This window comes from Paenibacillus sp. JT22N1 (assembly GCF_059692155.1).
The window spans coordinates 512506-529621 of the sequence record NZ_JCAUAW010000002.1 but is presented as its reverse complement, the minus strand read 5'-3'; the positions used below and the strand labels follow the sequence as shown (position 1 = coordinate 529621).

Genomic DNA, 17116 nt, shown 5'->3' with positions numbered 1-17116 from the left:
ATTAAACATGGTGGAGGAAACCTAATGTCGAACCAACCGACTCACCCGTTAACTCATGCGCAAAAAAGAATTTGGTATACGGAGAAATTTTATCCGGGCACGAGTATTTCCAATCTAGGCGGTACGTTTAATCTGAAAGACGCACGATTGAATTACGGGCTGTTAGCGCAAGCGATTCACGACTTCGTCAGGTTGAACGATACGATTCGTTTACGTGTGGTAGACCAGCACAGCAGCGAACCGCGTCAATATATGACTGAATTCGTACCCTTCGAAATACCATTCTACGATTACAGCAGCCTTGATGATGCCAGCGAAGCTGTACGGCAATGGGGCGAAAGAGAGATGAAGCAGTCTTTTCAGCTGCATGATGCTGATTTGTTTGAGTTCGCTATATTCAAAATTAGCGGTGACGAGGGTCGGGTATATATTAAAATTCATCATCTGATATCGGACGGGATATCAATGGTGCTTGTCGTAAACGAAATCATCGATATCTACGTAGGCCTTGTGAATGGTGAGGGTACCGTTCAAGAGAATCGCCCGTCGTACGTGGACTACGTTCGGAATGAGCCGGACTATGAATCAGCGGACCGTTATCTGAAAGATCAAAAATTTTGGCATGAGGAATTTCAGACAATCCCGGAATTTACGAGTTTGAAAACATACGATTTATACCGTGTAAGCACCGAAGCGGCGAGAGAATCGATCATTATTCCTCAAACGCTTCGTGATGATATTGTGGGATTTTGCAAAGAACATAACGTCAGTGTTTTTACGTTGTTTGTCGCCATGCTGTACACGTATATTTATCGCATCACCTCTCATGAGGATATCGTGCTCGGAACCAACTTTTCCAATCGGACGAATGCGAAAGAAAAAAAAATGTTGGGCATGTTCGTTAGCACGACACCTTTTCGAATGCAAGTGGAGCCTGAGCTAGATGCCCTGTCGTTTATCCGCAAAGTCGGCAAAAAGCAGATGAACATATTCAGATATCAAAAGTACCCTTATAACGTATTGGTCAACGAATTGAGGGAAAAGCACAGCGACATCAGCAGGCTGTTCGGTGTTTTCGTGGAATACCAAGTGATGGAATGGCAGAAAAAAGAACAGATCGAATACGTTACGGAACCGTTTGGCAATGGGCACGAAGCCAACGATTTTATCATACATATCAAAGATCGTATGGATATAGACCAGCTGCAGCTGGACATCGATTATCGTACAGGCTTATTTACAAGTGAAGAAATCTCTTCCATGTTAGAGCACATACTTGTGCTACTAAAGGATGTATTAGACAATCCAGGCAAACCGTTGTTTGAGCTGGAGCTTTGCAAGGAGCAGGAAAAAACTCAGCTGCTGCATGTTTTATCAGGTGTTGAAGCTGATTATCCAATGGATCAAACCATACATGGGATGTTTGAAAAGCAGGCGGAAAGGGTGCCGGATCGCATTGCGGTCATGTTCGGTACCGAAAGTCTTACCTACCGGGAGCTGAACGAACGTGCCAACCGTTTGGCGAGAAGGCTTCGCGAGCATGGTGTGAAACCTGATGATCGAGTTGGTCTTATGGTGGATCGTTCTGTGGGAATGATCGTAGGCATTATCGCCATACTTAAAGCGGGTGGAGCGTATGTGCCTCTGGATCCTGATTATCCGGAAGAGCGAATCCAGTTTATGCTTGAGGACAGTGGTGCTCTGGTATTGCTGACTGAAGTGCAGTGGCAGGAAAGAGTATCTTTCGCGGGGACCGTTTTGGCCATCGATGGGGAGCTGCTTTCCTCTGGTGATAGTTCCAATTTGCCGATCGTGAATCAGCCATCCGACATGGCTTATATCATTTACACCTCCGGCACGACTGGAAAGCCAAAGGGTGTAATGATCGAACATCGTAACGTGGTCCGTCTGCTGTTTAACGACAAGCTGCAGTTTGACTTTAGTGAGAATGACGTATGGACCGCGTTCCATTCGTTTAGCTTTGATTTTTCGGTGTGGGAGATGTATGGCGCCCTCTTATACGGGGGGAAATGCGTGGTGATTCCGAGGATTATTGCGCAAAATCCGAAGGAATTTACTCAGCTGCTCCGACATGAAAAAGTAACAGTTCTGAATCAGACGCCTACAGCATTTTATTCGTTGATCAATGAAGAACTGCTGCAGGAAGACAGCTTGCTGGCAATCCGTTACGTCATTTTTGGCGGAGAAGCGCTTAACCCGAAGATGCTGAAACCATGGCGGAACAAGTATCCTGAGACGAAGCTGATTAATATGTACGGCATTACAGAAACAACGGTGCATGTTACGTTCAAAGAGATTGGTGAACAGGAAATCGAAACGAATGTGAGTAATATCGGTTCGCCGATTCCGACGTTGACCTGTTATATTTTTGATCAAAACAGGAAATTAGTGCCTATGGGTGTTACGGGCGAAATGTATGTCGGCGGAGCGGGCGTAGCCCGAGGCTATTTGAACCGTGATGAACTGACGCAGGAGCGTTTCATCATGAACCCTTATAAGCCCGGGGAACGGTTATATAAAACGGGCGATTTGGCGAAAATGCTCCCGAACGGAGAAATGGCGTATTTAGGCCGGATCGACAATCAGGTGAAAATCCGCGGACATCGCATCGAATTGGGCGAAATCGAAACGAGATTGCTTGAGCACCCAATGATTCATGAGGTTACTGTTATCGCACTCGATGATGCGCAGGCGCAAAAATATTTGTGTGCGTATCTGATTAGCGATGCGGAGATGACGGTTTCTGAACTGCGCATGCACTTAGCGCTGGAGCTCCCGGCGTATATGGTACCTTCCCATTTTGTACATTTGGATAGAATGCCAATCACTGGGAACGGAAAGATAGATCGCAAAGCGCTGCCTAAGCCTGCAGGGCTCGTTGTGACTGGCCGTGAATATATGCCGCCAAGCAGCGATACGGAAGAAAAGCTTGTTTTGATCTGGCAAGAAATATTGGAGCAGGAACGAATCGGCGTGCAGGACAACTTTTTTGAGCTTGGCGGCCATTCCTTAAAAGCCATGCAGATCATTTCGCGTATTCATCAATTATTTCATGTAGAACTGCCGCTTCGCGTTTTGTTTGAGACGCCGACGATTACTGCAATTTCACCATATATCGATCAAGCTAGCAAAGGTACATACACCACAATTTTACCTGCGGGACAACAAGAATATTATCCCCTATCCTCATCTCAGAAGCGACTTTATGTGTTGAACCAATTCGAAGGCACGGGAACGACTTATAATATGCCTGGCGTTTTTACCGTCGAAGGACCTTTGGATCCAAAACAATTGGAAGCTGCCTTTAACCGATTGGCTGTTCGTCACGACATGCTTCGCACTTCCTTTCACACCATCGATGGACACCCTGTACAAAAAGTACACAACCACATCAATTTTACCATTCAACATGATATACAAGGGTCTGATGATTCTATTGATTTTCTCGTATCCAAGTTTGTCCAGCCATTTAAACTGGATCAAGCCCCGCTAATCCGAATAGGACTTGCAAAAATCGGCGAAAATCGCCACCTTTTCTTGTTTGATATGCATCACATCATTTCCGATGCACTGTCGATCGAGATTCTCATTAGTGAATTGGCGGACTTATACCGCGGTTTAGAGCCTGCAAGAGCGTCGGTGCCCTATAAAGATTTTGCGGTCTGGCAGAACGAATCATTCGAGTCAAGTGCCATGATAAAGAAGGAAGCCTATTGGCTGGAAGCTTTTGCTGGTGATATTCCTGTACTTAATATGCCAGCCGATTTTCCACGACCGACTGTTCAAAGCTTTGAAGGTGACAGCATCATGTTTGGTACGGGCCATCAATTGATGACTCGGCTAAACCGTCTTGCCGCAGAAACGGGCACGACAATGTACATGCTGCTGCTTGCGGCGTACAACGTACTTCTCGCTAAATATGGGAGTCAAGACGATATCGTTGTGGGCACACCAGTGGCAGGCAGGCCTCACCCTGATGTGGAGCATACGATCGGAATGTTTGTTAATACGATTGCTCTCCGTAACCGGCCGATGCCAGCCTTAAGCTTCCGCAATTTCCTGGAAGAAGTAAAGCAAAACGCATTGTTCGCTTTTGAGCATCAGGATTACCCGTTTGAGCTGTTGGTGGAAAAGCTGGATGTAGCACGGGATATGAGCAGGAATCCTTTGTTCGATACGATGTTCAGCCTTCAGATGAAAGACCTGATGATGCTGGAGCTGGGCGACTCATTAACCTTCGTGCCCTACATTTCGGATAACCGTATCGCTAAATTCGACCTGTCACTGGAAGCGACGGAGAAGGAACTGGAGCTTGTATTCCAGCTGGAGTATTGTACGAAGCTGTTTGCGAAGTCGACGATGGATCGTCTAGCTGGGCATTATATCGAAATTTTGAAGTCTGTTACGGAATGTCCGGATATCACATTAGCTGATATTGCAATGGTAACGGAGGATGAAAACCGGCTGCTCTTGGAAGGGTTCAATGAGACGGAGCGGGCTTATCCATCTGGCAAAACGTTCACAGAGCTTTTTGAAGAACAAGCGAAGAAAACACCCAATCATGTAGCGGTTGTTTGTGAAGAGGAGCTGCTTACCTACAGGACGCTTAACAGTATGGCGAATCAGCTTGCACGGAAGCTCCGTACCAAAGGAATTCAGTCGGAAAGCGTCGTAGGAATTATGGTTGATCGTTCGATTGACATGATCATCGGCGTGCTCGCTGTTTGGAAAGCGGGAGCCACGTATTTGCCGATTGATCCCGAGTATCCGGATGAACGGATTGGGTACATGCTGGCAGACAGCCGTGCTGAACTATTGTTGTCTCAGCGCGCGATTGCACGCCGGGTATCTTTTGATAAAGAAATTGTTTGTTTTGAGGATAATGGCTTGTACTCCGAGGCCTCAACCAATCTCGGAATTGTTAACAGAGAGAATCAACTGGCCTATATCATCTATACTTCGGGAACGACTGGGAAACCAAAAGGCGTTATGATCGAACACGGCAGCTACACGAATGTTGCTTTCGCCTGGAGAGAGGCATACAAACTGGATACGTTCCAGGTTAGCCTGCTGCAGATGGCGAGCTTTGCATTCGATGTATTTGCCGGGGACATGGCGCGAGCGCTGCTGAACGGCGGTAAGCTGATCATTTGTCCAAATGATGTAAAGCTCGATCCAGCTTCGATATACTCGCTAATTAAGAACTATGAAATCAATATTTTTGAATCGACGCCGGCGCTGATCGTACCGTTGATGCAATATATTTACGATCACGGTTTGGACATGAGTCAGCTGAATTTGCTTATTTTGGGATCGGACAGCTGCTCTGCTGAAGATTTTACCAATCTGCAAGCACGATTCGGCCATATGATGCGGATTGTGAACAGCTACGGCGTGACGGAAGCTTGTATCGATTCCAGCTTCTACGAATACACCGATGCATCACTACCGTATTTTGGCAATGTGCCGATCGGGAAGCCGCTGCCGAATATGAAGTTTTATGTGCTTGACCCGCATCTGTTGCTGCAGCCGGTTGGTGTCATTGGCGAGCTGTGTATCGGCGGAATTGGGGTTGCCCGGGGTTATTACAATCAGCCTGAGTTGACCGCTGACAAGTTTGTCGATAATCCGTTTGAACCTGGTGAACGCATGTATCGTACAGGGGATATGGCTAGATGGATGCCGGACGGTAACATTCAATTCCTCGGCAGGGGCGACCATCAGGTGAAAATTAGAGGCTATCGCATCGAGCTCGGAGAAATCGAAGCGAGCCTGCTGAAGCATGATAGCGTCAAGGAAGCCGTTGTTATCGCCAAAGACGACCAAGCGCAGCAAAAATATTTGTGCGCATATCTCGTTGCGGACGGAACGCTGACGATTCCGGAGCTTCGTGAACACTTGACAGGCCAGCTGCCAGCTTACATGGTCCCGTCCCATTTCGTGCAGCTGGATAAAATGCCGCTTACGCCAAATGGTAAACTGGACCGTAAAGCACTAACGGCTCTCGAAGGCAGTGTTCATTTAGGAACCACTTTTGCTGCACCGACGAATGTACTGGAAGCGAAACTTGCTTCTGTATGGCAAGAGGTGCTTGGCATCGATCCAATCGGCATTCATGACGATTTCTTCCAGCTCGGAGGTCACTCGCTGAAAGCGATGATGCTCATCTCGCAAATGCACAAAGCTTGCGGTGTAGAAATACCGCTGCGTACTTTGTTCCAGAATCCGACGATTGCCGCTGTTTCAGCTTACATGATCGATTCGGATGAGAAGAGCTATTCAGCGATTGCGCCTGTGCCAGAGCAGGATTTCTATCCCGTATCATCAGCGCAGAAGCGGATGTACGTCATCCATCAACTGGACGAAACAGGCACAAGCTATAATATGGCGGATGCGATGCTGGTTGAAGGAAAGCTGAACCATGAACGGTTAACAGAAGCATTCCGGGGACTGATTCTGCGCCACGAAGCGCTTCGCACTTCGCTGCATACGGTGGATGGCATACCGGTACAAAAGGTGCATAACCATGTGTCATTCGACATTGAAGTTATGGAAGCGAATGAAGAGAACATAGCTGCAATGGTTCGCGATTTCATCAAGCCGTTCAATTTAAGTCAGGCGCCGCTCTTGCGGGTCGGTCTTGTACGCTTGGCTGCGGAACGCCATATGCTGCTGTGTGATATGCATCACATCATCTCGGACGGAATTTCCGTTTCAGTGCTTATGCGAGAATTTACCGATCTGTACGAGGGGGCAAGTTTGCCTGAGCTCCGCATACAATACAAAGATTTTGCCGTATGGCAGAACGAACAGCTGCAAAGTGAGGATTTGAAGCGCCAAGAAGCATTCTGGCTAGAAGCTTTTTCCAGTGAAATTCCAGTGCTTGATTGGCCGACCGACTATGTAAGACCGCACGTACAAAGCTTTGATGGCGATCGCGTCACATTTGATTCCGGCAAGGAGCTAATGCAGGAACTGCACAAACTAGCGGCGGAATCCGGTACAACGCTGTATATGGTACTGCTCGCAGCCTACAACGTGCTCATGGCCAAATATTCCGGTCAAGAGGATATCATCATCGGTTCGCCAATTGCCGGAAGGCCGCATGCAGATGTGGAACGCACAATCGGTATGTTCGTCAACACGTTAGCAATTAGAAACCATCCGGAGGCTGGTAAATCGTTCAAACAGTTTTTGGCGGAGGTAAAGGAAACATCTCTGAGGTCCTTTGAAAATCAAGATTATCCTTTCGAAGAGTTGGTTGATAAGCTGAACGTTCGACGCGACTTAAGCCGCAATCCGCTGTTTGATGTCTTGTTCGTGCTGCAAAATACGGGAGATGAAGCCATTCGAATCGCCGATCTGACATTCTCACCTTTCAGTTTAGACAGAAACGTAGCGAAATTCGATCTGTCGCTCGAAGCTGCTGAAGGGGAAGACGGGATCGCGTTCCATCTCGAATATGGCACAGCCTTATTACATCGTGCGACTGCAGAAAGGCTGGCGCAGCATTTTCTGCAAGTTCTTCAAGCCGTAACAGCGAATTCAGATATCCAATTAGGGGATATCGACATGCTCTCTGATGTGGAAAAAACGCAGCTGCTGGATGAATTCAACCAGACCGGCGCGGCGTACCCGCAGGATCAAACGATCCACGGTCTGTTCGAGGAGCAGGTGCAAAGGACGCCGGAGCGCATCGCTGCATCTTGCGGCGAGGAACAGCTGACTTACCGCCAGCTGAATGAACGCGCCAATAGTTTGGCTTGCGTACTTCGCAGCCACGGAGTGGGGCCTGATGTTAGGGTCGGCCTGCTCACCCGGCGCTCACTCGATATGATCGTCGGCATCCTTGCGACGCTCAAAGCCGGTGGCGCTTATGTACCGCTCGATCCGGACTATCCGCAGGAGCGCACGCAGTTCATGCTGAAGGACAGCGGGGCCCGCGTCCTGCTGACGCAGCCGCATTTGGCTGGCAAGGTGCCTTATGACGGAGTCATGCTGGACATGAGCGATGTAGAGCTGTATGCCTGGGATTCTGCAGACCTTACGCCGGTGAATGGGCCGCAAGATATGGCCTACATCATCTATACGTCCGGAACAACCGGCAAGCCGAAGGGCGTTATGATCGAGCATCAGAACGTCGTGCGTCTGCTCATTCATGACCGGCTGCAGTTCGATTTCAGCGAGCGCGATGTGTGGACGGTATTCCACTCCTTCTGCTTCGATTTCTCCGTGTGGGAAATGTACGGGGCGCTGTTGTACGGCGGCAGGTGTGTGGTTGTGCCGAAGACAACCGCGCAAAACCCGAAAGCATTCGCCCAGCTGCTGCGGCAGGAGCAAGTGACGATACTGAATCAAACGCCGACCGCGTTCTACACGCTGATCAACGAGGAGCTGCAGCAATCGGGCAACGAGCTTGCCGTCCGCTGCGTCATCTTCGGCGGGGAAGCACTGAATCCGGTCATGCTGAAGCCATGGAAGATGAAGTATCCGGATACGCTGCTGATCAATATGTACGGGATTACAGAAACGACCGTGCACGTTACTTATAAAGAAATTACGGATCGCGAAATCGAAACGAATCTGAGCAACATAGGCCGTCCGATTCCGACGCTGACGAGCTACATCTTCGACGCGCAGCGCAGGCTGGTGCCGATCGGCGTCGTGGGAGAGTTGTATGTTGGCGGAGACGGCGTCGCCCGCGGATATTTGAACCGCGAGGAGCTGACGGCTGAGCGGTTCGTCATGAATCCTTACAAGCCGGAGGAACGGCTGTATCGATCCGGTGACCTTGCGCGTCTGCTGCCCAGTGGTGAGATGGAATACTTCGGACGGATCGACCATCAGGTGAAGATCCGAGGGCACCGCATCGAGCTCGGCGAGATCGAAACACAGCTGCTGAGGCACGAGCGGATCAAGGAAGTAACGGTGCTTGCGCAGGATGACGAACAGGGGCAGAAGTTCCTGTGCGCCTACTTCATCTCAGACGGGGAGCTGACCGTGAGCGAGCTTAGGGCGCATATCGGTAGCGATTTGCCAGCGTACATGATCCCGTCGCATTTTGTGAAGCTGGACAAAATTCCGCTTACTGCCAACGGCAAAATCGACCGCAAAGCGCTGCCGAAGCCGGAAGGCGGGCTGGACTCGGGCACGGCTTACGTGGCGCCGAGAACAGAGCTGGAAACGGGACTTGCGCAAATTTGGCAGGAGGTACTCGGCTGCGGCCAGGTCGGGGTGCAGGACGATTTCTTCGCGCTGGGCGGTCATTCGCTGAAGGCGATGTCGCTTATTTCCGCGATGCACAAGGCTTATCAAGTGGAAGTACCTTTAAAGGTATTGTTTGATGCTCCGATCGTCGAAGCTATCGCTGCGTATATCCAAACGGCCGTAAAAGAGGCCTATGTATCCATCGAGCGGGTGATGGATGAACAGGACTATTATCAGGTATCCTCAGCACAAAAGCGGATGTACATTCTCAGTGAGTTTGAAGGCGCAGGTACCGGATATAACATGCCAGAGGCCTTCATTCTTGAAGGCGAGTTAGATGTGACTAGGCTGGAAGCAGCTTTGAAGGAGCTTATTGCCAGACATGAGATACTGCGAACTTCTTTTGAGACGATTCACGGCGAGCCGGTGCAGCAAATTCATACGGATATTGAATTCTCGGTCGAAACCATCGTCGAAACCATCGACGCGAATGAAACCGAACTTGCAGAGCTGGCCAAAGGGTTTGTGCGTCCATTTGAATTAAACAGAGCTCCGCTCCTTAGAGCGGGACTGGCGAAATTTGATGATAGGCGGCACTTATTCCTTGTTGATATGCATCATATCATCTCAGACGGTGTATCCATGGGCATTATGATGGACGAATGGATGCGGTTATACAAGGGTGAGCGTCTTTCTGATCCAGAGATTCAATATAAAGACTTTGCCGTATGGCAAAATGGCTGGTTTGAAACCGATGCTTATAAAAAGCAAGAGACCTATTGGTTAGACACATTTGCTGGAGAAATTCCGGTACTCAATCTGCCGGCCGATTTTGTTAGACCTGCCGTGCAAAGCTTTGAAGGAGATCGTGTTCATATCGTCATCGAAAGTGAGCTCTGCACGCAGCTTGGACAGCTTGCTGCGCAATCGGACAGCACCCTGTTTATGGTTCTCCTAGCCGCCTACAACGTGCTTCTAGCCAAATACACTGGGCAGCACGAGTTCGTTGTGGGAACCCCAATTGCTGGGAGATCGCATCCGGACACGGAGGGCGTGCTCGGGATGTTCGTTAATACGCTGGCTATGCGGAATAGGGTCGATGCGGAAAAGACCTTCCGCGGGTTATTAGCCGAAGTGAAGCATCGTGCACTGGAAGCCTATACGAATCAGGATTACCCGTTCGAGCGGCTGGTGGAACATATTGGCGTGGCTCGGGATCTGAGCCGTAATCCACTGTTCGATACGATGTTTATCCTTCAAAACATCGATACGCACTCGCAATCGGATGACCAAGGAGAAGACTTGAAAATGGTTGCATCAGCGATGCATGACGGCATTGCTAAATTTGACCTGACGTTTGAGGCTAGAGAAGTAAATGGCGAAATAGAATTGTTTATTGATTACGGCATCAAATTGTTTAAGAAAGCAACGGTGGAACGGATCGGACGTCATTTCGTTCAATTGTTACAGTCGGCGGTTGAAAACGCGGATATCTGTCTAGCCGACATGACGGTGCTGAACGAAGCGGAGCTGCACCAATTGCTTGTTACATTCAATGAAACAAAGTCAGAATTGACTACAGGTAAGACACTGCACGGGCTGTTCGAGGAGCAGGCGGAGAGAACGCTGGATCAGCCAGCAGTCGTCTGTGCAGGCGTGCAATTGACCTATGCGGAGCTAAATGCCGCAGCTAATCGTTTGGCGAGGACACTCCGCGATCAGGGCGTCATTCCTGAGACGTGTGTAGGCATTATGGCGGATCGTTCATTAGAACTGGTTGTTGGTATCCTGGCGATTCTGAAAGCGGGCGGGGCCTATGTGCCGATCGATCCACAGTATCCTGTGGAAAGGATCCGCTACATGTTGAAGGACAGTAACATCAAACTCGTCTTGAGTCAGTCGCATCTGGTCGCAAGCATGAGTGAAGATGTTCATACTGCCTTCGACGGAAAATGGCTCGATCTCCATGACGAGCGCCATTATAACGCTGACGGATCGAATCTGCCGAAGGTTAATGATCCCACTGATCTGGCTTACATCATTTACACATCTGGTACGACAGGAATGCCTAAAGGCGTCATGATCGAACACGCCAGCATTGCCAGTAATCTGCTGTGGAGAAAAGTTGAATACGCGTTGGATACAAACGATTCGGTGCTGCAGTTGTTCTCCTTCGCCTTTGACGGCTTCGTGACCAGCTTCTTCACGCCGATTATTGCCGGAGCAACGGTCATCCTGGCGCAGGAAGAGGAAGCGAAGGATCCGCTGCTCATGAAAAAGCAAATCGCTGCGCATCGGGTTACTCATTTCATCAGCGTACCAAGCTTATATGCAGCGCTGCTCGAGTGCATGGGTGCAGAAGAAGCAAGCTCGCTTCGTATCGTGACGTTGGCCGGGGAGAAAGTGACCGATAATGTGGTCTCACGCAGCAAGCAGCTTCACCCGCACATCGAGTTGGTGAATGAATATGGACCAACAGAGAACAGTGTTGTAGCGACTTACGAAAGAGGTCTGGAGCCAAACAAAGAGATTACGATCGGGAGACCGATTGCGGGTACGCAAATCTATATTGTGAGTGGAGAGGGCGGCCTGCAGCCTATCGGCGTCATCGGCGAGTTGTGCATCGCCGGTAACGGTTTGGCCCGCGGGTACTTAAACCGCGAGGATCTGACTTCCGAGAAGTTCGTGCGGAATCCGTTTGCAGCTGAGGATAATGGAAATGAACGGATGTACAAGACAGGAGATCTTGCCCGCAGATTGCCTGACGGGACGATCGATTTCATCGGACGTCTGGACGAACAGGTGAAGGTGAGAGGTTACCGTATCGAGCTCGGCGAGATCGAATCCGTCATCCTGCAGCATCCGCTCATTAACGAAACGGTTGTGTTAGCGAAGGACGACCACCGCGAACATACGTATCTATGCGCTTATATTACCGCAGATGATGTATTTACACTTGATGATTTAAGGGCGCACTTAGGGAAAAAATTGCCGGCCTATATGGTTCCGTCGTACTTCGTGCAGCTGTTAGTCATGCCGCTTACCCCGAACGGCAAAGTGGATAAGCTTGCTTTGCCGGAGCCGGATACGGATCTTATGGTCAGAAAAGAATATGTTGCTCCTTCTAGCGCAGCGGAAGCCAAACTGATTGGTTTGCTGCAGGATTTGCTGGAAATCGGACAAATCGGGTTGCTAGATAACTTCTTTGACCTTGGAGGCCATTCGCTCAGCGCAATGACGCTAGTCTCTCAAATGTACAGAGAATTCCAGGTCGAAGTTCCGTTAAGAGCTGTCTTTGAGACGGCTTCTGTCAGGGAGCTTGCAGCTTATATACAGGGAGCAGGACTCTCTCGGTACGAGTCGATTCCATTGGCGGCGGAGCAGCCGTATTACCCGCTTTCGTCCGCGCAGAAGCGATTGTTCATCTTGAATTTGCTGGATAGCGGAAGCACCACCTATAACATGCCAGGTGCCATGACGATCGAAGGCAAGCTCGATATCCAGCAGTTTGAAGGAGCTTTCCAAAGCCTAGTAGACCGCCATGAGACACTGCGCACTTCGTTTGATACGGTCGACGGAGAGCCGGTTCAGAGGGTACATCCTAATCTCGAGATACAGGTAGATTACATCGAGTATGCGGCAGATTCGCTGCCGTCGATAGATGAGATGATCGAGCGCTTTGTCCGACCTTTTGACTTGAAGATCGCGCCTCTCTTCAGAGTCGGACTGGTGAAGATGGAGGAAGAACGCCACTTGCTGTTGTTTGATATGCACCATCTCATTTCCGACGGGGTGTCGATGGGTATTTTCATCCAAGAATTCGTACAGCTGTATCAAATGGAACAACTGCCTCAACTGCGAATTCAATACAAGGATTTCTCGGCATGGCAAAACCATCTGTTCCAGTCGGAAACGATCAAAGCGCAGGAATCATACTGGCTAAGTAAGTTTGACGGTGAGATTCCGCTGCTCGATCTACCCATGGATTATGGAAGACCATCCATGCGCAGCTTCGCCGGACACAGTATAACGTTCAGAGCGGATAAATCTCTGCTGAGACAGCTTCACCAGCTGGCGGCGATGAGCGGCACGACACTCTATATGGTACTGCTTGCTGCGTACAATGTGCTGCTGTCGAAATACGCCAATCAAACGGATATTGTGGTCGGAACGCCAATTGCTGGCCGATCGCATGCTGATTTGGAACATGTCATTGGGATGTTCGTCAATACGCTTGCCATGAGGAATCGGCCTGAAAGTTCCAAGTCGTTTAGGCAGTTTTTGGCCGAAGTCAAAGAACAGGCGCTTATGGCTTTCGAGAATCAAGACTATCCGTTCGAAACGCTTGTGGAAAAGCTGGAGCTGCAGCGCGATTTAAGCCGCAATCCGCTGTTTGATACGATGTTTATTATGCAAAATATCGGAAACCAATCGATCGGCATCAAGCCATTAACATTTTTTCCGCATGAGGTTCCGCATACGACATCGAAGTTCGACCTGACCATGCTTGCCATGGAAGATCAAGACGGATTGGAATTGACGATCGAGTACTGCACAGCACTGTTCAAACAGGAAACGATGGAGCGATTAGGGAGGCATTTCGTTCGAGTTTTACAGGAAATTTCCGATCAGCCAGATGCGCAGTTAGCGCAAATTGACATGCTTTCATTGGAGGAAAAGAAGCAAATTGTCGTAGATTTCAACCAAACGAAAGCCGATTACCCGCAGAACTGTACGATACAGGAGCTATTCGAGCGGCAGGTGGAGAAGACGCCGGATCATGTGGCTGTCGTCTGGGAAAACGAGCGGATGACTTACCGTCAGTTGAATGCCAAGGCAAACCGCTTAGCGAGGGTATTACGCGAGAAGGGCGTCGTCGCAGACTGCATTGTTGGCGTCATGATGGAGCGTTCCGCTGATATGATCGTCACCATACTGGCCATTCTTAAAGCCGGTGGCGCGTATCTGCCGATCGACATCGATTATCCGGCGGATCGGATTCGATACATGCTTGAAGACAGCGCTGCGTCATTAATCGTTACGCAGAAGGCGGAACGTCCAGTAGGATTTGCTGGCGAAGTTGTAGCGCTTGAGGAAACGGACCTGACTTTCAAATTAGTCACCAACTTGGGCTCAGCAAGTACATCCTACGATTTGGCCTACATCATCTATACTTCGGGGACAACAGGCAAACCGAAAGGGATTATGCTCGAGCATGCGGGTATTGCTAATTTACAGGCATTTTTTGAGAATCAACTGGGTGTGACGGACGATGACCGGATCGGACAATTTGCCAGCAGTTCTTTTGACGCTTCGGTTTGGGAAATGTTTATGGCGCTGCTGACGGGAGCTTCGCTCTACGTGTTGTCCAAGGATATCATAGGTAATTACACAAGGTTTGAAGATTATGTAAGCGAACATCGGATCTCCATTCTTACCTTGCCGCCGACCTACATGACACACCTGAATCCGCAGCGGATGAGCTCTCTGAAGAAGCTGATCACCGCTGGCTCCGCCACCTCATTCGAATTGATCCGCAGGTGGGAAGGAAAAGTGCAGTACATTAACGCGTACGGTCCGACCGAAACGACGATTTGCGCAACCACTTGGAATGCCAATCATTCAGAGCTGCATACGGGTGTAGTTCCGATCGGTTACCCGATTCCAAATACGCAGGTGTACATCATGAGCGCAGATAACCTGCTGCAGCCGATCGGCGTACCCGGCGAATTGTGCATTGGCGGTGTCGGATTGGCCAGGGGATACGTGAATAAGCCCGAACTGACAGACGAGAAGTTCACGGACAATCCGTTTGCTCCAAGTGAACATATCTACCATACCGGTGACCTTGCCCGCTGGCTGCCCGATGGAAATATCGAGTACTTGGGACGGATCGATCATCAGGTGAAAATCAGAGGGTACCGGATTGAATTATCGGAAATTGAATCTGTCATGCAGGGTCATGAACGGATTCAAGAAGCAATCGTCATCGCCCTTGAAGACCATCATGGTCACCATTACTTGTGCGCTTATTTCACAGGCAGATCCAGTGCTCCCATATCGAACATGAGAGAGCATGTAGCCGAATTACTGCCTGATTACATGGTGCCATCGTTTTTTATTCAACTGGGGCAAATGCCGCTGACACCAAACGGTAAAATTGATCGCAAAGCACTTCCGGAGCCTGAACTGGGCACAGCGATCACCGGTACGGAATATGAAGCGCCTAGAAATGAACTCGAGCGACTGCTTGCGGAAGTGTGGGAAGAAGTGCTGGGCGTTCGTCCAATTGGCATCAAGAATAATTTCTTTGAGCTTGGCGGCGACTCGATCAAAGCAATTCAAGTGTCAACGCGTTTGTATAAACATGATTTGATGCTGGAAATGAAGGATTTGTTCCAAAATCCCGTTATTGAAAAAGTTAGTTCCTACGTACAAACATTAAGCCGTAAGAGCAGTCAAGAAATGGTTGTCGGGGAATTAGAGCTGTCTCCCATCCAACGATGGTTCTTTGCCCAGAGATTCACCGATATGCATCATTGGAATCAATCGATCATGCTGCAGAGTACACATGGATTTAAGGAGTCGGTTGTCCGCAAAATATTCACCGAAATTACCCGGCATCATGATGCGCTAAGAACCGTTTTCCGAGTAGATAACGACAAAGTCGTTGCACATATCCGCGGTTTGGAGGAACCCTTGGTACACCTGAAAGTGATCGATGTAAGGAATCAAGCTGATGAGTCTTCGGTTATTACCGAAGAGGCGAGCCGCCTGCAGTCAAGCTTTGATTTGAACGAGGGGCCTTTGATCAAGCTGGCGTTGTTCAGAACGATAAGCTGTGACCATCTGCTAATCGTCGCGCACCACCTCGTAATCGATGGCGTTTCCTGGCGTATTATTCTGGAGGATTTTGCCTTAGGGTATGAACAAGCGATGAACGATGAGGACATCCTGTTTCAGGATAAAACGGATTCTTATCAAGTTTGGACGGAACAGCTGAAGGCTTATGCCGCAGGTAAAGAAGTGGTAAAGGAAAAGAATTACTGGCAGCAAATCAACGACTTGTCCTGGGCTGCGCTGCCGAAAGATAAAAAAGCGGAAGAAATGAAACTCATTCATACGCGAAGCACCGCCTTTGAGCTGAATGAGGAAGAGACTGAACGGTTATTGAAGCAGGTTCATCAAGCTTATCATACCGACATTCAGGACATTTTGTTGACGGCCTTAGGCTTAAGCGTTCAAGACTGGACGAAGCAGGACAGCGTGATCGTCAATATGGAAGGGCACGGCAGGGAAGATCTGGAGGGGCAGGTCAACGTATCGAGAACGGTCGGTTGGTTCACAGCACAGTTCCCGATTGTGCTTGACTTGAAAGGATCAAACGATACGGGCTCCCAAATTAAGCGGATCAAAGAGCATGTAAGGCGCGTTCCGAACAAGGGTATCGGATTCGATCTGCTGAGATTCATGTCTCCGGAGGAGCTGCGTTTGAACTTGGCGCCGAAGCCAGAGATTGGCTTCAACTATTTGGGCCAGTTCGACTCAGATGTAACGACAAAATGGTTCACGATGTCGCCGTATGATATGGGAGAGCCGATGAGTCCGGATGCGGAGCGTTTGTTTACGCTCGACGTCACCGCGATGATTCAAGGCGGCAAACTAAGCGTCCGTTTTGCCTACAATATCCAGGAATATAATCCGACGACGATTACACAGCTGCAGAGTAGCTTTAAGAAGCACCTGCTGGAAATTATGGAGCACTGCGTTAATAAACAAGGACCTGAGCTGACCCCGAGCGACCTCGGCGATCATGAGCTTTCCTTGGAAGAACTGGATGGTTTGGTTGATATTTTCGAGTCTTGATTCCGGAGTGCAAACTCTTTAG

Annotated in this window: 1 protein-coding gene; it reads left to right on the top strand. The window is 49.3% G+C overall.

Features of this window, described 5'->3' with window-relative positions:
- Positions 1 to 24 precede the first annotated feature (24 nt).
- The gene (locus tag AC58UU_RS05795; RefSeq protein WP_497313816.1) at positions 25 to 17094 is read left to right on the top strand and encodes a non-ribosomal peptide synthetase; all 17070 of its coding nucleotides are present in this window, start codon (positions 25 to 27) and stop codon (positions 17092 to 17094) included.
- Positions 17095 to 17116: the final 22 nt, after the last annotated feature.